The organism is Paraburkholderia sp. BR10936 (assembly GCF_040965735.1).
In the GTDB taxonomy this organism is placed as follows: Bacteria; Pseudomonadota; Gammaproteobacteria; order Burkholderiales; family Burkholderiaceae; genus Paraburkholderia; species Paraburkholderia nodosa_A.
In genome coordinates this window covers 13,879-34,066 of record NZ_JBFRCM010000018.1, presented here as the reverse complement: position 1 = coordinate 34,066, position 20,188 = coordinate 13,879, and the positions used below count along the sequence as shown (strand labels likewise).

Below are 20,188 nucleotides of genomic sequence, written 5' to 3'. Positions count from 1 at the left end.
TCCTGGCATTGCTTCGATCAGACAACCACGGCTTCGCCCGAGGCGGCCATGATGTCGTCCTTGTTGGCATCCGGTCCGAATTCGGCCGATATCTTGCCGCGCCGCATGACGATGATGCGGTGCGCGACGCTCAGACACTCCCCGACTTCCGAAGTCGAATAGACCACGGCCAGACCTTGCTTCGCGTTCTCCGCGAGCAGGCGAAACACCTCCGCTTTCGCGCCGATGTCGATGCCGCGGCTGGGTTCGTCGAGCAGGATGACTTTCGGCCCGGTCGCCAGCATCTTGCCGATCACCACCTTTTGCTGATTGCCGCCCGAGAGCGAGCGGATCGACGCCCCCGCTCCCGAGGTCTTGACGTGCACGTTGCGGATCGATTCGCCCACGAGTTCGCGCTCGGCGCCAGTCGACATCAGGAACCCCTTCACAAAGGAGCGGATGCTCGCGAGCGACATGTTCGAGCCCACGCTCATGGTCGGCACGAGGCCATCGCGCTGCCGGTCCTCCGGCACCAGCACGAGGCCCTTCCCGATGCGCTCGCCAATGCTCAGCGACGCCATGTCCTCGCCTTCGAGCAGCACCTTGCCGCCCGTGACAGGCAGGTGCGTGCGGCCGGCCACCGCTTCGAGCAGTTCCGTGCGGCCCGCACCCATCAAGCCGTAGATGCAGACGATCTCGCCCGCGCGCACCTCGAGCGACAGATGATCGACCACCGAGGTGCCCGTGCCCGATTCGTCGGCGACGCTGATGTCGTCGATGTCGAGCGCGACGTCGCCGAACGCGTAACCCGTCGGCGGCGAGCCGAGATCGAAATTCTCGCCGACCATGTTGCGCACGATCCAGCCGAGGTCGATGTCCTTGCGCTGCGCCGTGGCGGTGATCCTGCCGTCGCGCAGGACCACGGCGTAGTCCGTGACCTGCAACGCCTCTTCGAGATGGTGCGAGATGTACACGATCGACACGCCGCGGCTCGTCAGGTCGCGAATCACCTTGAATAGCACCTCGACCTCGGAGGCACTCAGCGCGGAAGTCGGCTCGTCCATGATGAGGATGCGCGAATCGACCGAGAGCGCACGTGCGATCTCGACCACCTGCTGCTGGCCGAGGCGCAGGTCGTGGACCAGCGTCATCGGGTCGATCTCTTCTTCGAGGTCGACCATCAGTGCCTGCGTCTGGCGCGCCTCTTCGGCGAAGTCCACGCCGGTCGGCGTGCGCAGCTCGCGGCCCATGAAGATGTTGTCGCGCACGCTCAGATTGGGCGCGAGGCTCAACTCCTGGTGAATGATCGAAATGCCGTGATCGCGTGCATCGCTCGACGAGGCGAAGGCGACCCGCTCGCCGTCAAGTTCGATCTCACCCGACGTGGGCTTTTCGACGCCGGACAGGATCTTCATCAGGGTCGACTTGCCTGCGCCGTTCTCGCCGAACAGCGTCGTGACCTTGCCGCGATGGATCTCGAAATTCACGCCCTTCAGGGCATGCACGCCGCCGTAAGACTTGACGATGTTGCGCGCGGACAGCAGGACGCCGTCCTTCGTTGCGGCAGGTGTCGTGATAGGGGTCGCGGTGCTCATTTGACGTCCAGCTTCACAGGAGTGACGAGCCAGCCGTTCGGATTGATCAGCTGGAATACGCCGACGACCGAGACGGTCTTGCCGGTCAGTTTGGTCGTATCGACTTTCGACAGGACCACTTTCTTCATTTCCGCATTGATCGCGTAGCCCGCGTTCTGGTAGTCGATCTGGTTGGTGAACTGCCCGAAGCTGATGTCGCCGGTGGCGTCGCGCAGATCCGTGCCGTTGATTGCCGGTCCTGTTTGCACGCGCACGACCAGCGAGTCAGGCAAACCCGGCACCTTCACTTCGTACACGCCCGCATCTTCCTTGCCCGCTACACCGGTGAATTTCACCGACATCTCGGGCCCCACGCCGCCGCCGGCCACACCGTACTGCTTGCCCGCCGCGTCCTGATCCTTGGCGATGGCCGCGTCCAGCGTGGCGGCATCGACTGCGCGCTTTTCGATGGCGGCCTGAGTTTTCGGAAACTGCTTCTTGCCGTAGGCGGCCGGTTCGAATTCCTGGGTCTGCGAGTCCGCGCTGGAGCCGATCTTCACGACCTTCGTGCTCATCGCCATCGCAACCAGCAAGATCACCAGCAACACCACTTCGATCACGAGGCGAGCCTTGTGCCCGCCGTGACCCTTCGTCGATGGAGCAATGGCGCTCATTGGCTCACCTCCGTTGCGTCGGTACCGCGGCTTTGCCGGCCGCCTGCCCATTCAATCCGTGCCATGTCTCCTCCAGTTTTCTACGATCACATTCACCACCATCGCGGCCGACGCCGCGCCCGGGTCCATGTGCCCGATGCTGCGTTCACCGAGACGCGACGACCGACCCTTGGTCGCGACCATCGCGATCGTCGATTCGGCGCCCGCCGTTGCTGCCTCGCCCGCGCGCGTCATGATCTCGCGCACCGGCAAGCCCTCCTCCATGCCGTGTTCGATCGCCTCCGCAGCGGGCGCCCAGGCGTCGACCATGGTCTTTTCGCCGACTTCGGCCCGGCCGCGCGAGCGGATGCCTTCTGCCATCGCGACGATCAGGCCTGGCGCCTCGTTCAGTGGCAGTGCCTGCCGCGCACCGGCAAGCTTGGCCGCACGCATGAACGCGGTGGCATAAAGCGGTCCCGACGAAGCGCCCACCGCGTTCAGGAAACCCTTGGCCGCCGCGTTCAACTGATCTGCGAGCGTGGCGTCCGCCGGCAGCACCTCGATCGCTTTCGAGGCGGCAGTGAAGCCCTGCTCCATGGCGATACCGTGGTCCGCGTCGCCGATCGCGCCATCGAGCCGGCACAGCTCGTCGCGCGCCTTCGCGATGGCGTCCGCGAGTTCGCGGAACAGGCGCGCCATATCGGCGGTCGTCAGCGCGGGCGTCATGCAGCCCTCTGCTGAAACATCGCGCATTCGCACGGGTGATCGATGAGGCGCTGAAGTTCATCGTCCAGATGCATCACGGTGATCGACGCGCCCGCCATTTCGAGCGACGTGCAAAGCGGCCCGACCAGCGTGCGATGCACCACCAGCCCCGCATCCTTGAGCCGCTGCGCCACGCGGCGGTTGAGGATGTACAGTTCCATGAGCGGCGTGGAACCGAGCGAGTTCACGAGTACGGCAACGCGATCGCCCTTTGCGGCGTCCATCTCGGCGAGGATCGCATCCATGATTTCGTCGGTGATCGCGTCGGCCGTGCGCAGCGTCTCGCGGCGCATGCCCGGCTCGCCGTGAATGCCCATGCCGATTTCCATTTCACCGGCCGCGATCTCGAAGTTCGGACGCCGCGTTTGCGGCAGCGAGCACGGCGCGAGCGCCACCCCCAATGTGTAGGTGCGCGCGTTGGCATGACGCGCCACGCGCTCCACCTCGTCGAGCGGCATCATCAGATCGGCAGCGGCGCCCGCCGCCTTGAAGATGAACACGTTGCCCGCCACGCCGCGGCGCGTTGCGCGCTTCTCGCGCGGCGCCGAGGCGATGTCGTCGGTCGTCAGCACCGTGCGCGCCTCGACGCCCTCGAGTTCGAGCATCTCGGTGGCCATGTCGAAATTCATCACGTCGCCGGCGTAGTTGCCGTACATGAACAGCACGCCCGCGCCGCCATGCGCGGCGAGCGCGGCATCCACGGCAGGTTGCGGCGGCGGCGACGCGAAGACGTTGCCGATCACCGCCGCGTCGGCCAGCCCCTTGCCGACGAAGCCCAGAAACGTCGGCTCATGGCCCGATCCGCCGCCGATCACGAGCGCCACCTTGCCGGCGCGCGGCCCGTTGCGCGCGACGATCGCGCGCGGCGCACTGTCGTTGCGCGTGAGCAGATCGCCGTGGGCGGCCATGATGCCTTCCAGCATCTCGTCGACGGCGGCGTCGCCGTCGTTGACCAGTTTCTGTGTCCTCGTGCCGTGCATCATCGGATCTCCTCAGATATTCAGATCGGCAACGCCGGAATCGAAATGCGGCGCCCAGAACGCCACGGATTCGGCGATCTGCTCGACGACCTGGCGGTCGGTCGGCTCGCGCTCCTTGAACGACAGCTCGAGGCAGATCTCGTTGTCGCGTCCACCGCCTTCGCGCAGCGCCTTGATCAGCGGTTCGGGCTGAATGCGGCCGCGCGCGTTGAACTCGGCGGTGAAAGGACGATGACCGCCCTTGTCCATCAGCGACTGCTTGATGTGAATGATCGGCGACACCCGCGGCACGGCGCGCGCCCACGCATACGGATCGAAGTCGTCGGGATTGGGGCTCGTGACGTCGCCGTGGTCGATATCGGCCATCATCCACATGGGAATCGCCATGTTCGCGACGCTCAGCTTGTCCTGCAGCGCCATGCACGCGGCGATGGTCTCGCCGAACTCGCGGCCGATCGACATGGGTTCCCAGAACACGTATTTCAGCCCCGCGGCCTTCGCATGTTCGGCGACTTCGGCCCAGCAATCGATCGCGGTTTGAATCAGCGCGTCGCGGCGCGCCCGGTCGTCGAAGTCCTTGTAGGTGAAGATGGCGAACTGCGTGCCGATCGAATCGCCGCCCAGGTCGGCGGTGATATCCGCGAAGGTCTTGAACCAGTCGACGTAATAGCGGCGCACATCGGCATCCGGATGACCGAAGTGATTCAGCCGCCCGTATGGCCCCGTCATGCCCGACGTGATGCGCACGCCGGTACGCGTCATCGCCGCGCGCATCTCGCGCGTCAGCCTGCGTGTCGTTGCTGCCGGCCACGACGGATTGATGAACTCGTGAGTCAACTGCACGTCACGGATCTTCATGTCGTGCGCAATGGCATCGATCAGGTCGGCCGGCTCCGCGAAGCGGTTCACCAGCGGATTCGTGTTCAGTGCGAGTGTGAATGCCATGTTCGTCTCGTGTCCTATGGGTTGCCTCGGGATTGGGGCCCGCCTGCTTACGCGGATTTCCTGACGAGGCCGTCGAGCCAGACGCCGAAGGCGGCCTTTTGCGCGGCGCTCATGTGCAAGCCGTGCTTGGTGCGCCGCGTGAGCATGTCGTCGGCCGACTCAGCCCATTCGTTAGCCATCAAATAACGTGCCTCCGCCTCATAGAAGCTCGGCCCGAATTGCTGGCCCAGACCGGCAAGCGAGGTCGCGCCGTTGATCACCCGGGCCGTCAGCGTGCCGTGCGTCTGCACGTAATAGCGCAACAGGTCACGCGGCAGCCATTCGTACTGCGCCTGAAGTCTCGCCATGAAACGCGGCACGTCGGCGCCTTCGATGTCGCCACCCGGCAGCGTCGCGGCTACGGTCCAGTCCGCGCCCATCTTCGGGAAGGTCGGCTGCAGCTTTTGCAACGCGTGCTCGGCGAGCTTGCGGAAGGTGGTGATCTTGCCGCCGAAGACGTTCAGGAGCGGAGCACCGCCGCCAACGTCGAGGTCGAACACGTAATCGCGCGTGACCGCCGACGGATTGCCCTTGCCGTCGTCGTAGAGCGGGCGCACGCCCGAGAATGTCTCCACGATGTCCTGCTTGCGCAACGGATGCTTGAAATAGCGGTTTACCGCCGAGAGCAGATAGTCGATCTCGTCGTTCGTGATCGCCACCGTTTCCGGCGCGCCATCCCAGGCGACGTCGGTCGTCCCGATGAGCGCCTTGTCGCCTTCGTACGCGTTGATGAAAATCACGCGCTTGTCGTGGTTCTGCACGAGGTAGGAATGCGGACCTTCCCAGAACTTCGGCGTGACGAGATGGCTACCCTTGACGAGCCGCACCTTGCGCGTCGACTGCGCGCCCGCGCGCCCGATCACTTCGGAAACCCAGGGTCCGGCCGCGTTGACCAGCGCCCGCGCGCTCACCACCCGCGTCGCGCCGTTGCGCGCGTCGCGCAGTTCCACGCGCCACGTCCCGCCCTCGCGCCGCGCCGAAACGAACGCGGTGCGCGTGAGCACTTCGGTGCCGCGCCGGGCGGCATCGACGGCGTTGAGCACCACGAGGCGCGCGTCGTCGACCCAGCAGTCGGAATACTCGAAGCCTTTGCGGTACTCGTCCTTGATCGGCGCGCCTTCGGGATTGCGCCACAGATCGAGCGAGCGCGTGCCCGGCAGCTTCTTGCGGCCGCCAAGATGGTCGTACAGGAACAGGCCGGTGCGCACGAGCCAGGCGGGACGATCGCCGGGACTGTGCGGCAGCACGAAACGCAGCGGCCAGATGATGTGCGGCGCGGCGTTGAGCAGCACCTCGCGCTCGATCAGCGCCTCGCGCACGAGCCGGAATTCGTAGTACTCCAGATAACGCAGGCCGCCATGAACCAGCTTGCCGGAACGCGACGACGTGCCCTGCGCGAGATCGTCCTTCTCGCACAGCATTACCGACAGCCCGCGGCCCGCCGCATCGCGCGCGATACCCGCGCCGTTGATGCCGCCGCCGATGACACACAGGTCCACCATGTCCTTCTCGCTCATCTCACGTTCCATGTTCGACGTTAGTTGAGGCTTGCGGAAACTGGCCGATGCCGGGATTTCAGCAATCGGGCCGTTTCCGCCCACGTCGGCACCAGCGCCTCGCGTGCCTTGCGATACGCGGGAAAAAGTTGCGCGTACAAGCGGGTCAATTCCGCATCGGGCGACTCGGGCCGTCCCAGCAGCGGCGTCACCCATTCGGCGATGCACGCATTCATGTTCGGGTACACGCCGAGCGCAACCGCAGCCATCATGGCCGCACCGGCCGCGCCCGCTTCCTCGCGGGTGGAGATCCGCGTGGGCGCGCCGACCACGGCGCCGAGCACGCCGCGCAACGCGCGCGAACGCGTCGCTCCGCCGGTCAGGCGTAGCTCGTCAGGCATGGGTATGCCCATCGACGTGTAGCAGTCGCGTGCGGCCATTCCGAGCCCTTCGACCACGGCGCGGACCAGGTCCGGATAGCGGCTTTCGCTCGTCAGTCCAATGAAGTCCGCACGCGCGTTGGGCTCGACAAACGGCCCGCGTTCGCCCGCATCCGAGATATACGGGTGATACAGCAGCGAGCCCGGCCGCCCTTCCTGCAGCCAGCCGTCGATGCATTTGATCCGGTCGCTGCGCGAGAGGCTCGTGCCGAACTGCGTGAGCAGATCGCAGGCGAGATTGAGCACCCAGTCGACGTTCAGCGTGGCCGCCATGTTCGACTGCACCTGCGCCGACATGCCCGGCAACGGCAGCGCGATGACATAGCCCGTGCCTTCCGCGTTCAGATGCACGTTCTCGTTGCGCATGGCCCGCATGTGCATGCCCGTCGAGCCGACGATCGAGCAACTCGCGCCCGCCGCGCCTTCGGTGTGGATGCCCGCGCCCAGCGCCGTCAGCACGATATCGACGAAGCCGAGAGACACGGGCGTACCGGCCAGCAGGCCCGTCTCGGCTGCGGCCTGCGCAGAGAGGGGATGCGTGAGTTCGGTCCCGTCGATGATCTCGGGCAGCAGGCCGCGCCGCGCGCTCAGGCCGAGTGCGTCGATGACCGCATCGTCGTAGCGGCGCGTGCGAAAGTTGCCGTAGGTGAAGCTGGCCTCCGACGGATCGGTCGCGCGCACACCGGTGAGATTGAGATACAGCCAATCCTTGCAATGCAGCGCGACTTCGGCGCGCGCCAGCACGTCCGGCATCGTCGCGGCCATATGCGCGATCTGCGCGCCCTGGCTGCATGCGGCGAGCCCGGTGCCGGTCGCCTCGAAGCGCGCGCGACTTGCGGGGCCTTCCTGCAAGGCGCGCACCGTGTTCGCGGCGCGCGCATCGAGCCACAGCCAGGCGTCGCTTGCGGGTTGATTGTCCGCACCGACGAGCCACGTGCCATCGCCCTGGCCCGTGACCGCCAGCGCCTGCGTGCGCTGCGCGAGGCCCTCGACCTGCTCGCCGAGATCGCGCAAGGTCTGCGCGCAATCGGCCCAGGTTTGCGCCAGCGACTGGGTCGCCGCGCCATCGGCGCTGGTCGTGTAGCGATTGGGCAGCGAGGCCACGGCAATCTGCCGTCCCGACAAATCGAAGGCCACGGCCTTGATGACCGAGGTGCCCGCGTCGATGCCGACGAGGAGATCTCGTGCCGCGTTGCCCGTGACTGTGCCCATGACCTTGTCCATCACGGCGCTTCCGTCGCGACAGGGTCGCCATTCAGCGCCAGCGCCGTGGCCTCGTCGGTGATCAAGCCGCTAAGGAGTCCGCTCTTCAGGACGGCGCGGATGGCAGCGATCTTCGACGCGCCTCCGGCAATGGCCACGATGCGCCGGCTCGTCAGATCGGCCAACGGAGGCGCGACCGTGCGCGCCGCCAGCGACGTTTCGACGGATTCGCCGGCGTCGCTGAAAAAATGGCCGAGCAGTTCGCCCTTGCCGCCCTTGCTGCGCACTTCCTCGATTTCGGCCGGCTCGATCATCTGCGAAGCGACAAGCTGCGCGTCCTCGTCCACCGAGCCGATGCCGACTACCATCAAATCCGCATGCGCCGCGAGATCGAATACTTCGCGCACGCCACGCTGCGAGAGCAGCACCTCGCGATCCTCCGCGGTATTGGCGAAAAACGGCAGCGGCAGCACGTACGACACCGCGCCCGTCTGGTCGGCGAGCTTGTGGATGACGTCGTACGGATTCGCGGTGTACTTGCGCGTCACGCCGCCGAGCAGCGACACGAAACGCACCGTGCCTGCGTCCATGCGCGGGATGTTCGCGACCACGGCGGCGAGCGTGCGCCCGTGTCCGATGCCGATCACGCCGTCCTGGCGCGCCGCGATCTCGCGTTGCAGGAAGTACGCCCCCGCGACCCCCAACGCACGCAACGGCAAGTCGCCTTCGTGCAGATCCGGCACCACTTCGCAATAACTCAGGCCATAGCGCTGGGCCAGTTCGGCTTCGAGCACGACGCACTCGGCGACATCGCCGTCGATCGTGAACTTGATCGCGCCGCTCTGATTGGCGCGCGTGATCAACCGGTGCGCCTTGACGCTGCTCACGCCGAGTCGGGAGGCGACGTCTGCCTGGGTCTGCCCGGCTGCGTAGTGCAACCAGGCCGCGCGTATCGCAAGGCTGTCCTCGGCATCACGCTTTCCGGCGATTTTCGTCATGTTGTCTCCATGCACCCACGAAAAGTGATATTTTTTTCGTGTGTTGAAATTTATTTCAGTGACCTCAAGGTAAGCATTCCTTTCCCCGGCTGCCATCCGCGATAACCCTGGGTGGTCTTCGCCTGCTCGATGGGCCGAAAGGAAGCTGTTGCAACGCATCAAAAAACAGCATGGAGACACGATGGAGCGCTATTTACTCGGCGTCGACAGCGGTTCGACCGCCACCAAGGCCGTCGTCTTTGACACATCCGGACGCACCGTCGCGGTGGGAAGCCGGCGGGTCGAGCAGCGCCAACCGCGCGCGCGACACGTCGAACGGGACATGCAAGAGGTTTGGGCAGCGGCCTGCGGCGCCATCCGCGATGCGTTGCACGAGATTCCGCCGGACTCGATTGCGGCCGTGGGCGTGACCGGGCACGGCGACGGGCTCTATCTCGTCGACAGCGCCGGCGCGCCGCTCGGACCGGGTGTCCTGTCGCTCGACAGTCGCGCATTCGAGGTAACCGAGCGCTGGCGTGAGGCAGGCGTGCTCGAAAAAGCGCTGACGCTGACGGGACAGCAGCCCTATCCCTACGCCGCGGTGAGCCTGCTGAAGTGGATCCAGTTCAACGAGCAAGAGCGCTTTGCGAAGATCGGCCACGTGCTCTTTTGCAAGGACTGGCTGCGTCTATGCCTGACCGGCGTGCCGGCCACCGATCCGACCGAAGCGAGTTCGTCCTTCACCGATGTCGATACGCAGACTTACAGCGACGAAGTCCTGGCGCTCTACGGCCTGACGTCGATCGGTCATGCGCGGCCGCAGATCATCGCTTCGGCAGCGCCCGCCGGCCAGCTCACCGCGCGGGCCGCCGCGCAGACCGGGCTGAAGGAAGGCACGCCGGTTGCCTGCGGGCTGCACGATGTCACGTCGAGCGCGCTCGGCATGGGCAACATCGAGCCGGGTGTTGTTTCGATTACGGCGGGCACGTTCAGCATCAACGAAATCCTCTCCGATCGACCGCAACGGGATCCGCGCTGGTCATGCCGCAATGGCACGCGCCCCGGCCAGTGGATGAACATGTCCATCTCGCCTGCTTCATCGAGCAACATCGACTGGGCGTTGCGCGAACTCTTTCAGCACGAAACGCAGGAAGCCGCGCGGCGCGGCTGCTCGCTGTTCGACCTGATCGGCGACGAAGTGCAAGCGGCCTTCGCGGAGCCGAGTTCGGTCATGTTTCATCCGTTCCTGTTCGGCTCGCCGTTCGAGCAACCGGCGAGTGCGTCGTTCTTCGGCATACGCTCGTGGCATCGTCGCGCGCATCTGGCGCGGGCCGTGCTCGAAGGCATGGTGTTCAATCACCGTTGGCACGTCGAAGCATTGACGAGCGCGTTTCCTGCGCGTCGGGCCGGGCTGACTGGCGGAGGCTCGTCGAGTCCCCTGCTTGCCCAGCTATTCGCCGATGTCCTCGGCGTCGCGATCGATATTCCCGAGAGTCGGGAGGCCAGCGCGCTTGGCGCTGCGCTCTGCGCCGGTGTCAGCGTGGGCGTTTTCGCCTCGCTTTCCGAAGCGACCGCGCGCGCGTGCCGGGTCGCGCACACGTACGTTCCGGACACCCAACGACATGGCCAACTCGACGAGGCGTATGCGCTCTGGTCGCGGCTAACGGCAGCCATGCAGCCTTTGTGGCCCGCGCTCGATCATGCGGCCATCGCGCACTGAAAGGGGAGCGCAACGATGACAGAACGAAACCGCAAATTCTTTCTCGACCGCGTGAGGCAGCGGCCGAAGGTCAGCGTGTTGATTGTCGGTGGCGGCATCAACGGCGCGGGCCTCTTTCGCGACCTCTCATTGCAAGGCGTCGACTGCCTGCTGATCGACAAGACCGATTTCGCTTCGGGGGCGAGCAGCGCGCCGTCGCGGCTCATCCATGGCGGCGTGAAGTACCTCGAAACCGGCGAGTTTCGCCTCGTGGCCGAATCCACGCTGGAGCGCAACCTGCTGCTGAAAAACGCGCCGCACTTTGTGCGGCCGCTCGAAACCGTATTGCCGATTCACTCGTACTTCGGCGGCATGATCGCGTCCGCGCGCCGCTTCTTCGGCATGAAGGCAAAGCTCGCCGATCGCGGCGCGGTCATCTCGAAGATCGGTCTGGCGATGTACGACTTTCTCGGCCGGCATGACCGCACGATGCCGCGGCACCGTTTCGCGCTCAGAAAGCAGTCGCTGCAAAGCCTGCCGCTGCTCGATCCTGCGATCAAGGTGACTGCCACGTATTACGACGCCAAAGTGACGCAAGCCGAACGGCTGAACTTCGAACTCGTCGCAGATGGTCTCGCTGCCTGCGAGCACGCTGCCGCAGCCAATTACGTGAGTGTCGATCACGTGGAGAGCGGCGTCGTATGGCTGCGTGATCTCGTGACGCAAGAACGCATTGCCACGGAGCCCGCGATCGTCGTCAATGCGGGCGGCGCGTGGATCGACAGCGTCAATGCTGCGCTCGGGATCGAGCGGAAATATATCGGCGGAGCGAAGGGGTCGCATTTGATCGTCGACCATCCCGAGCTCCATGCGCAACTGCGCGGCCGCATGGTGTACTACGGCTCGAAGGACGGTCGCATCTCGCTCATCTATCCGTTTATGGACAAGCTGCTCATCGGCTCGACCGATATCCGGGTCGACGATCCGGACGGCGTGCGCTGCGAGGACGACGAGGTCGCCTATATGCTCGGCGTCTTGCGCGAAGTCTTTCCCCGTGTGGATCTCAAGCAATCGGATATCGCCTTCCGCTATAGCGGCGTGCGGCCACTGCCTTATTCAGACGCTGCGAATCCGGGCGATGTGAGCCGCGATCATGTGGTGCACGTCGATCACCTGCCGGGTACGCAGATCTCGGTGCTGTCGCTGGTGGGCGGCAAATGGACGACCTTTCGCGGATTTGCGGAATCCGTCGCCGACGATGTGCTCGGACGCCTCGAACGCTCACGCAGGATCAGCACGCGCCACGAGCCGATCGGCGGCGGCCGTGATTATCCGCACGATGCAGGCAAACGGGACGCGTGGATCGGCGCGCTCGCACAACGCCACACTCTTCCGGCCGCACGGGCCGAGACGCTTTTCGCCCGCTATGGCACAGCGGCTGCGGCGGTCGCCGCGTACTGCGCGCATGCGCAGGACGGACGCGCGGATCATTCGCTCACGGGCGAGGCGGCGTATACGACCCATGAAATCCGATACCTGTGCGAGCAAGATATGGTGACGCATCTCGCGGATCTGGTGTTCCGCCGCACGACCATTGCGATCTCAGGGCATCTGACGAACGCATTGTTGCTGGAAGTCTCCGCGATTGCAGCACAGGCGCTAGGATGGGATTCGGCACGCACGCTGCAGGAAATTGATGCGACGCGTGAAACTGCGTGTGAGCGGCATGGAGTTGTGCTTTCCAGCGGCGAGATTGCAACCCGGAATGTTCACTAGTGATGTCCGCACAAGTGCCAGCCTGTCTGCCAATTCGGCTAGCCTGCCTTGACCGCTTCAACGCAATTCGTTGAACTCGACGTGTCCGCCCTTCATCACCAGCGGAATGTGATCGCCCTGGCCGCCGAGGCAGCCCAGGTCGCGCAGCGGATCGCCATCGACCACCAGCACGTCGGCATAGGCGCCCGGTGCCAGGCGTCCCAGCTTGCCCGTCATGCCGAGGATTTCGGCGCCGATGGTGGTGGCGCTGCTGATGATCTCCCCAGGCGTCAGGACTTGCGCGCGAATCGTGAACTCGTCGCTTTGCATGCGATGCGATGGGCCGAGCAGATCGGTGCCAAAGCCCATCTTGACCCCGGCGCGTTTGAATATTTCCAGTGACTGCAAGCCGGCCTCGCGCACGATGTCGATCTTGGCCGCGCTCTCGGGGGGCAAGCCGTAGCGCTCCCCTTCCAGATGCAACGCTTCGTAGGCCACCAGCGTGGGCACCGCGTACGCGCCGTGCTCGGCCATCAGCGCGGCGGTCGGTGCGTCGATCAGATTGCCGTGCTCGATGGTGCGTACACCGCAGCGCACCGCACGCTGCATCGATTCGGGCGTATAGGCATGCGCCATCACGTAAGTGCCGCGCGCGTGGGCTTCGGCGACGACCGCGCGGATCTCGTCCTCCGAGTAACCGAGCGCGCCGACCGGATCGGTCGGCGACGCGACCCCGCCCGAGGCCATGATCTTGATCTGGTCGGCGCCCATCTGCAGTTCTTCCCGCACGGCCCGGCGCAACGCGTCGACGCCATCGACCACGCGGCTCAAGGCCCCGACGCGCACGCAGCAGTTGCACGGCGCGTCGCCGACGATGAAGTCCGAGCGCGCGCGCACGTCGCCGTGGCCGCCGGTCTGGCTGAGCGCGCGCCCGGCAACGAACAGGCGTGGCCCCTGCGCAAGGCCCATTTCGATCGATTGCTTCAGCGCGAAGCCGGCGCCCCCCGCATCGCGCACGGTCGTGAATCCGCGCCGCAAGATGCCGCGCATGATCGGAACCGCCTTGAGCGTGACGAATACGTTGGGCATCCTCGCCTGGGCCGGCAAGTCGAACTGCGTCGCGACCATATGCGCATGCAGGTCGATCAGGCCCGGCATGAGGGTCTTTCCTGCGAGATCGAAGATCTGCGCGTCGTGCACGTCAATCGGCTGTGTCGACATTGCCTTGATCGTGTCGCCTTCCACCAGCAGATTGTGGCCCGGCTGCAAAGCGCCTTGCAGCGGATCGAGCAAAGCACCGTTCTTGAACAGGATGCGGTTCATACGTTCCTCCTTTGGTTGCCTCGCGCGAGCGTGTCATGCGCCGACTCCGGGAGCTTCATGCGCATGGCGGCAATTTCTTCGAGCGAGCGGCCGCGCGTGGGTACGCCCATGATCAGAACGGCGAGCGCGCCGATGATCAGCACCAGCGTCGTGGCGCCAAAAACCCCGCCAAAGCCGAGGCGCGGGTAGAGATAGCCAACGAGGATGGGCGCGGCGATCGCGCCCAGGCGCCCGATTGCCGAAGCGACGCCCATGCCGGTCGCACGAACGTCGGTCGGGAACACTTCGGGCGTGAAAGCGTAGACACCGGCATACGTGCCGTTCATGAAGAACGACAGCAGGAAGCCCGCGGTCAGGATTTCGGCATTGCCGTGGGTGAGCGCGAGTCCCAGCGCGGAGAGGCCGCCCAGGGCCATGTAGCTCGCGATGGTGGCCTGACGGCCGATCCTTTCATTGAGCCACGCACCCGAAAAATAACCGGGGATTTGCGCGAGGTACATGACGAGCGAATACGAAAAGCTGCGCGTGATGGTCATGCCGCTTTGCACCAGCAAACCGGGAATCCACGTAAAGAACGCGTAGTAGCTGAACGTGATCGACAGCCACATGAGCCAGGCCATCGCGGTAATGCTCGCCAGTTCGCGCGACCAGAGCGCCTTGAGATTGCCGAGCGGCGTGCCGCGCCCCGCGGTCGCCGCCGCGGCTGGCTCGTGCGCTTGCAGCGGTTCGAGCTGCAAGCCGTTGGCGCGCACCTCCGCTTCCATTTTGTCGACGATCGCCGCGGCTTCGGCGGTTCTGCCGCGCGTATCGAGCCAGCGCGGCGACTCCGGCAATGCACGCCGCCACCACAGCAGCATGACGACCGGCAGCGCGGTGATCACCGAGACGACGCGCCAGGCATCGGGTGCCAGCGGGATGACCAGATATCCGAGTACCGCGGCGGCGACGAAACCGAATGAAAAGAACGCCGCCAGACTGCCGGTGAACGTGCCGCGATACTTGCGCGCCACGAACTCGGAGAGAAACGGCGCGACGATGGCGCTTTCGGCGCCGGTGCCGACACCGGCTACGATGCGCATCGCCATGAAGAACGGCCAGTCCTGCGCCCCGGCGCTAATGAGCGAAGCGATGCAGTAGATGATCAGCGCCCACACCATGACCGTGCGTCGCCCGATCACGTCGCCGAGGATGCCGGCGAGCGCGGCGCCGAAGAAATACCCGATGAAGGTGCCGCTGCCGAGCACGCCGGTCTGTACGCTGCTCAGATGCCACTGCGTGCGCAGCACCGGCAGCATGAAGGCCAGCACGGCGGCATCCATCGCATCGAACACATAGCCCAGCCCTCCCAGCCACAACAATCGCCGATGAAAGCTCGAATACGGCATGCGTTCTATGCGTGCTGGAATCGTCGACATGGCTTGCCTCCAGAAGGGGGAGTGGCGTGGCGCCGGGCAATGTCAGGCGAGTATAGGGAGCCGAAATAGACGCGTCTTGACAACAAACCGCACCGAACATGCGGATTCCAGCACAGCGGCACACCCCGCGCGCGGAGCGGCTGAGTGTACGGCTCCAGCGGGCCCAGGAAGTGCGCTATCGCCTCGACAAAAGCCTGATACAGGAGTGCCATAGCGTCGTTCGCCGGCATGCCGCCGGCTTTCGTGGCCGTGGCCGAATTCGATCCCTTGCGTGACGATGGCAATTTTTACGTCGAGCGGTTGCATGCAGCAGGCGTTGCCGCGCAGTTTCATCTCGGGCGCGGATTGCTGCATGGCTGCATGCTGCCTTGAGTCGTGAAGAATGCCCAATAAACGGGCGCTCATTCTTCTTCACGAATCGGCGCATCGGCTCCTGTATTCACTGACGCCGTCGAATACGTAACCCGCGCAGGCAACCCGGCCTCGCAGCAGGCATCGGGTTGCGCGAAGTGAATGCGGGACTCAGTGGCGGTATCCAGCCAGCGCATCGCGCGCCTGGAAAGCACTGTACGTCAATTGTGCGGCCGCGAGGCCCGCGAGGCCGAAGGTGCGCGTCAGGCTGAATGCGGAAAAGCCTTCGGGCACCGGCACGCCCAGCGCCAAGGCGTCGGCAAGCGTCTCGCCCGCAACCGTGGTGGGCGCCATGCCGTGGCCGCCGAACGCGATGGCATGCCAGACGCCGTCGGCGTCTCGACCGATTTGCGGCATCTTGTGCCGCGCGTAGCTCATCAAGCCACCCCACGCGTGTTCGATCTTCACATCCGCCAGTTGCGGATACACGCGTGCGAGGTCGCGCTTGAGCAATCGCGCGATGGCTTCCGGGCCGCGGTCGAGCACCGAGATCCGGCCACCCCAAAGAATGCGCGTGTCCTTCAGCGGCCGGTAATAGTCGAACGCGAAGCGCGTGTCGTAGACCGCGTAGGGCGCGTCGATCGCATCGGCCAGGCGCGCGCCGAGCGGCTCGGTGGCGATCACGTAGGTCGCGATCGGCAATACCGCGCGCTCGATACGCGGTGCGACGCCGCGCGCATAGCCGCCGCCGGCGAACACGACATGCTTCGCCGTCACGCTGCCATGTGGCGTGCGCACGACGAAGCCCGCGCCGTTCCGCTCGATCGCGCGCACCGGCGATTGGTCGTAGATTCGGGCGCCGCCCTGCGCAGCGGCGTTCGCCACACCGAGCACGTACTTCAGCGGATGGAAATGAAAAGCGTTGGGCTCGAAGAGTCCGCCGTGATAACGCGTGGTCTTCAACTGCGAGCGCAATGCGTCCTTCGTCACCGGCTCCCAGTCGACGCCAAAATCGCGCTTCATCAGCGTGCGCGTGGCGTCGAGCCGCGACGGATCATCGAACCAGTTCGCAAGCATGACGCCACGATCGACGATCTCGCAATCGATGCCGTAGCGCGCGATGCGCGTGCGGATCAGGTCCACGGCGTCGACCGTGAGGCGGTACAGGGAGCGCGCCTGGCTGTGCCCGAGCGTGCGCAGCAGATCGGCATTGTCGAGGCTGTAACCGCCGAACACGAAGCCGCCGTTACGGCCCGATGCGCCAAAGCCCACACGCTCGGCATCGAGCACGACGACGTCGCGCACGCCGCGCTCGACTAGCCCGAGCGCGGTATTCAGGCCGGCGAGGCCGCCGCCGACAATGCAGATTTGCGTATCTGTCTTGCCGCTCAGTTGCGGGTAGGACGGGCGAGAGACGGTGGATTCGTAGTAATTTTTCATGCGATTACAGAATTTCGATGTGCGAAAGGAAGACAGGAGAAAGTCGACGCCGCAGTAATGGATCAAACGTCCGAAGCCGCCTTCACCTGATTCGCCTGGATAGCGATGCTGCCAGGATAACCGGCGCTCGACGAAGTGTCGGACGAAGCCGCCATCTGGCGTTCGATCCACGGCGCGATCTCCATGTCTTCGTAGCGAACCAGCCGGCTTTTGCGCACGACCGAGTAGCCCAACCAGACCACGAGAAAGAGCGGCAGGCCGATATAGGTCGCGGCCACGTCTACCCAGTCTATCTTATTGGCAAGGAAAGCCTGATAGTTCTGGCCGAGCGTGACGACGGTACACAGCACGGCGGCGAGAATCGGGCCGAACGGGAACCATTTCGCGCGATACGGCAGTTGCTCGAGGCGATAGCCCTGCTTCAGGAATCCCTTGCGGAATCGATAATGGCTGACCGCAATGCCGAGCCACGTGATGAATCCCGCCATACCCGACAAGTTCAGCAACCACAGGTACATCGTCTTATCGCCATAGAGCGACGAGAGGAAGCACAGTGCCCCGACCGCAGTCGTCGCATACAGTGCGTTGCGCGGCACGCCGCCTGCCGAGAGCTTCGCGAACAGCCGCGGCGCGCGGCCTTCCATGGCGAGGTTGTACAGCATGCGGGTCGACGCGTACATGCCGGAATTGCCGGCGGACAGCACGGCGGAGAGGATGACCGCATTCATCACGCCGGCCGCGAAGGCAAGACCCGCACGCCGGAAGACGAGCGTAAATGGACTCACGCCGATATCTGTCACGTCGCTCTTCAGCAGGTTGGGATCCGTGTAGGGAACGAGCACGCCAATGACGAAAATCGCGAGCACGTAGAAAAGCAGGATGCGCCAGAATATCTGTTTGACTGCACGCGGAATCGTCGAGCCCGGATTTTCTGCTTCACCCGCCGCCACGCCGATCATCTCCGTGCCCTGGAACGAAAAGCCCGCAATCATGGCAACGCCGAGCATCGCGCTCCAGCCGCCGGCAAACGGCGCATCCTTGATCGTGAAGTTTTCCCAGCCGTTGCTGGGGCCGCCATGCAGGATGCCGAAAATCATCAGGAGGCCGATCGCGATGAACGCAAGCACGGTCAGCACCTTGATCAACGCGAACCAGTACTCGGCCTCGCCGAAGCCGCGAACCGACAACGCGTTGAACGAGAAAACCACAGCCAGGAAGAGCGCGCTCCACCAGATGCCCGGCACGTGCGGGAACCAGTAGCCCATCACGAGCTGCGCCGCGACCAGTTCGACGGCGATCGTCACGGCCCAGCTATACCAGTAGTTCCAGCCGATGGCGAAACCGAAGCCTTCATCGACGAACTTTGCACCGTACGCGGCGAACGAGCCCGAAACAGGCATGAACGCCGCCATCTCGCCGAGGCTCGTCATCAGGAAGTAGACCATCAGGCCGATCACCATGTACGAAAGGATCGCGCCTCCGGGTCCTGCCTGCGATATCGATGCACCCGTGGCCACGAACAGGCCCGTGCCAATGGAGCCGCCAATGGCGATCATGCGCAGGTGGCGCGCTTGCAGGCTGCGATGGAGTTTGGGCTTCCGGGGGCTCGAGCTGGATGGATTCTCAGTATTCTTGCCGGATTGTGAACGCATGACGTGCGCTGTCTCCATGTCGACTTTCAGAGGCGAAGCACGTCTGGCCTTTCTGCTGCCCTCTTGCGGGGTTCACGCACGGGACCGACCGACGTACGTGCCGTCTTCATTTTTTTGGGGTGGCCGCACGCCTGAAACGAAGCGGCCGGGAATGCGCCTGCGGTGTACAGCACACACGCGACGCCGGACCGAGTATAGGGATTGGGAAACGCAGACGACAAACGATATTTAAGAACTAATTGATGCACTTTTTTCATCAAGCCTGCGAAATCGCCCACCGCGCTCCTTTTACGTACTCCGCCAGCTTCCGCGCGTACCAGTTGGTGAAGTTGGTCAGCATGAACTCCGCAGGCGCATAAGGCCCCGGCGCATACGCCTTCGAATTCACGCCGCGCTGATTGTGCATCACCAGCGTGGCGTCCTGCTCGTTCGTCGCGCGCCATACCGCTGTGAGCGTCTCTATGTCGTAGTCCACGCCTTCTACGGCATCCTCGTGCACGAGCCAGGTCGTCTTGAGCGCAGTCTGCGTGGCCGACAAGGGCAGCACGCGAAAATGAATGATGTGGTCCGAGAGGAAGTGGTTCCAGTTGTTCGGAACCCTGAACATCCGCACCGATCCGATATCGGGCTCGGTCAGGCCGCCCAGCAGCTTCTTGCATGCAGGGCGCCCGTCTGCGGTGAACGACACCGCGCCGCGATGGAACGGCAATCGGATGCAGCGAAATTCCGTTCCACCATCCGCGGGCACATGCGGCAAGTCGAGATGATCCCAGAGTGCCGTCTTTTCCTGCATCAGGAGCTGGAAATCGCGGTTCGCGCGCGGGTCGTCCGGCAGCGCGAATTCAATCAGCGTGGCGAGCAGTTCCGGGTGACTTCCTACGCAGTGATAGCACTCCCGATTGTTCTCGATGACGAGTTTCCAGTTCGCCTCCTCCACGAGCGTCATGGAAAAGGCGACCTTGGTGCGATCCGGCCGGTGCGGCGCGATATACGGCGTGACCGCCGCCTTGAAGCGAGAGATATCGGGTGGCGTGTCGGAGATGCAGACATAAACCATCCCGCAGATGACCTCGACATGAACCGGACGCAGGCCATGCGCGCTGCGATCGAAACCAGCGGGCATCTGGCGCGCGCTCAGCAAGCTGCCGTCGAGCTCATAGACCCACTGATGATACGGACAGACCAGCCGCTTCGCGTGCCCCGCCGGCTCGGTGCACAGAAGCGAACCGCGATGGCGGCAGGTGTTGAAGAACGCGCCGACGTCCCCGCCCTTCCCGCGCAGCACGACCACCGAGGTCTTGTCGATATCGAGCGTGATGTAGTCGCCTTCGCGCGGAATTTCGGCCACGTTGCACGCAAACAGCCATTCGTTCGAGAAGACCGCCTCGATGTCCAGTTCGTGCATCGCAGGGTCCGTATAGAAGTCTCCTGCGAGGCTGTAGCCTTCGCGCCTCGCCTCGAGCAACGAACGAACATGGGTAAAATCGATCACGCCAAACACT

The 20,188-nt window shown here is 64.6% G+C and carries 15 protein-coding genes and 1 pseudogene; 3 read left to right on the top strand and 13 right to left on the bottom strand.

What is annotated here, in order from left to right:
• Nucleotides 1–17: 17 nt before the first annotated feature.
• Genes AB4Y36_RS30845 through AB4Y36_RS30810 form a run of 8 tightly spaced genes read right to left on the bottom strand, consistent with a single transcriptional unit; the run spans nt 18 to nt 9,072 of the window.
• Nucleotides 18–1,574: a sugar ABC transporter ATP-binding protein gene (locus tag AB4Y36_RS30845; RefSeq protein WP_342948065.1), complete on the bottom strand. Its 1,557-nt coding sequence runs from the start codon at nt 1,572–1,574 to the stop codon at nt 18–20.
• On the bottom strand, nt 1,571–2,227 hold the full coding sequence (locus AB4Y36_RS30840) for a DUF2291 family protein (protein WP_368685000.1): 657 nt from the start codon (nt 2,225–2,227) through the stop codon (nt 1,571–1,573). The genes AB4Y36_RS30845 and AB4Y36_RS30840 overlap by 4 nt, the downstream gene beginning before the upstream one ends.
• A gap of 51 nt (nt 2,228–2,278) precedes the next feature.
• Nucleotides 2,279–2,932 (bottom strand): dihydroxyacetone kinase subunit DhaL, encoded by a 654-nt coding sequence (gene dhaL / locus AB4Y36_RS30835; protein WP_069267207.1) that lies wholly within the window; start codon nt 2,930–2,932, stop codon nt 2,279–2,281.
• Nucleotides 2,929–3,954: a dihydroxyacetone kinase subunit DhaK gene (locus AB4Y36_RS30830; RefSeq protein WP_368684999.1), complete on the bottom strand. Its 1,026-nt coding sequence runs from the start codon at nt 3,952–3,954 to the stop codon at nt 2,929–2,931. The genes dhaL and AB4Y36_RS30830 overlap by 4 nt, the downstream gene beginning before the upstream one ends.
• A 9-nt stretch (nt 3,955–3,963) precedes the next feature.
• A complete protein-coding gene (locus tag AB4Y36_RS30825) occupies nt 3,964–4,896 on the bottom strand; it encodes a sugar phosphate isomerase/epimerase family protein (protein WP_368684998.1) in 933 nt (310 codons plus the stop codon).
• Between the two features lie 47 nt (nt 4,897–4,943).
• A complete protein-coding gene (locus AB4Y36_RS30820; protein WP_368684997.1) occupies nt 4,944–6,452 on the bottom strand; it encodes a glycerol-3-phosphate dehydrogenase in 1,509 nt (502 codons plus the stop codon).
• A gap of 20 nt (nt 6,453–6,472) precedes the next feature.
• Entirely contained in the window at nt 6,473–8,095 is a 1,623-nt protein-coding gene (locus AB4Y36_RS30815) for an FGGY-family carbohydrate kinase (protein WP_368684996.1), read from the bottom strand.
• On the bottom strand, nt 8,095–9,072 hold the full coding sequence (locus AB4Y36_RS30810; RefSeq protein ID WP_069267203.1) for a sugar-binding transcriptional regulator: 978 nt from the start codon (nt 9,070–9,072) through the stop codon (nt 8,095–8,097). The genes AB4Y36_RS30815 and AB4Y36_RS30810 overlap by 1 nt, the downstream gene beginning before the upstream one ends.
• Nucleotides 9,073–9,253: 181 nt before the next feature.
• Between AB4Y36_RS30810 and AB4Y36_RS30805 the strand changes: the two genes are divergently transcribed.
• Both AB4Y36_RS30805 and AB4Y36_RS30800 read left to right on the top strand, forming a co-directional pair.
• Nucleotides 9,254–10,771, top strand: coding sequence for an FGGY-family carbohydrate kinase (locus AB4Y36_RS30805; RefSeq protein ID WP_368684995.1), 1,518 nt, complete (start codon nt 9,254–9,256; stop codon nt 10,769–10,771).
• A 15-nt stretch (nt 10,772–10,786) separates the two neighbouring features.
• The gene (locus AB4Y36_RS30800; protein ID WP_368684994.1) at nt 10,787–12,526 is read left to right on the top strand and encodes a glycerol-3-phosphate dehydrogenase/oxidase; all 1,740 of its coding nucleotides are present in this window, start codon (nt 10,787–10,789) and stop codon (nt 12,524–12,526) included.
• 57 nt (nt 12,527–12,583) lie between these two features.
• Here the strand turns inward: AB4Y36_RS30800 and AB4Y36_RS30795 are convergent, their stop codons facing one another.
• Both AB4Y36_RS30795 and AB4Y36_RS30790 read right to left on the bottom strand, forming a co-directional pair.
• On the bottom strand, nt 12,584–13,828 hold the full coding sequence (locus tag AB4Y36_RS30795; protein ID WP_368684993.1) for an amidohydrolase family protein: 1,245 nt from the start codon (nt 13,826–13,828) through the stop codon (nt 12,584–12,586).
• Nucleotides 13,825–15,243: an MFS transporter gene (locus AB4Y36_RS30790; RefSeq protein ID WP_368684992.1), complete on the bottom strand. Its 1,419-nt coding sequence runs from the start codon at nt 15,241–15,243 to the stop codon at nt 13,825–13,827. Before AB4Y36_RS30790 ends, AB4Y36_RS30795 begins: the two co-directional genes overlap by 4 nt.
• Nucleotides 15,244–15,453: 210 nt before the next feature.
• On the opposite strand from AB4Y36_RS30790, the pseudogene AB4Y36_RS30785 reads away from it, so the two are divergent.
• Nucleotides 15,454–15,603, top strand: a pseudogene (locus AB4Y36_RS30785) (alpha/beta hydrolase fold domain-containing protein); the annotation flags it as partial.
• Nucleotides 15,604–15,765: 162 nt separating this feature from the next.
• Here the strand turns inward: AB4Y36_RS30785 and AB4Y36_RS30780 are convergent.
• From AB4Y36_RS30780 to AB4Y36_RS30770, 3 genes are all read right to left on the bottom strand, one after another.
• A complete protein-coding gene (locus AB4Y36_RS30780; RefSeq protein WP_368684991.1) occupies nt 15,766–17,034 on the bottom strand; it encodes an NAD(P)/FAD-dependent oxidoreductase in 1,269 nt (422 codons plus the stop codon).
• 62 nt (nt 17,035–17,096) lie between these two features.
• Nucleotides 17,097–18,686 carry an amino acid permease gene (locus tag AB4Y36_RS30775; protein WP_368684990.1) on the bottom strand — a complete coding sequence of 530 codons (1,590 nt, stop codon included), beginning with the start codon at nt 18,684–18,686 and terminating at the stop codon, nt 17,097–17,099.
• 256 nt (nt 18,687–18,942) lie between these two features.
• On the bottom strand, nt 18,943–20,178 hold the full coding sequence (locus AB4Y36_RS30770) for an SRPBCC family protein (protein ID WP_368684989.1): 1,236 nt from the start codon (nt 20,176–20,178) through the stop codon (nt 18,943–18,945).
• Nucleotides 20,179–20,188 lie beyond the last annotated feature (10 nt).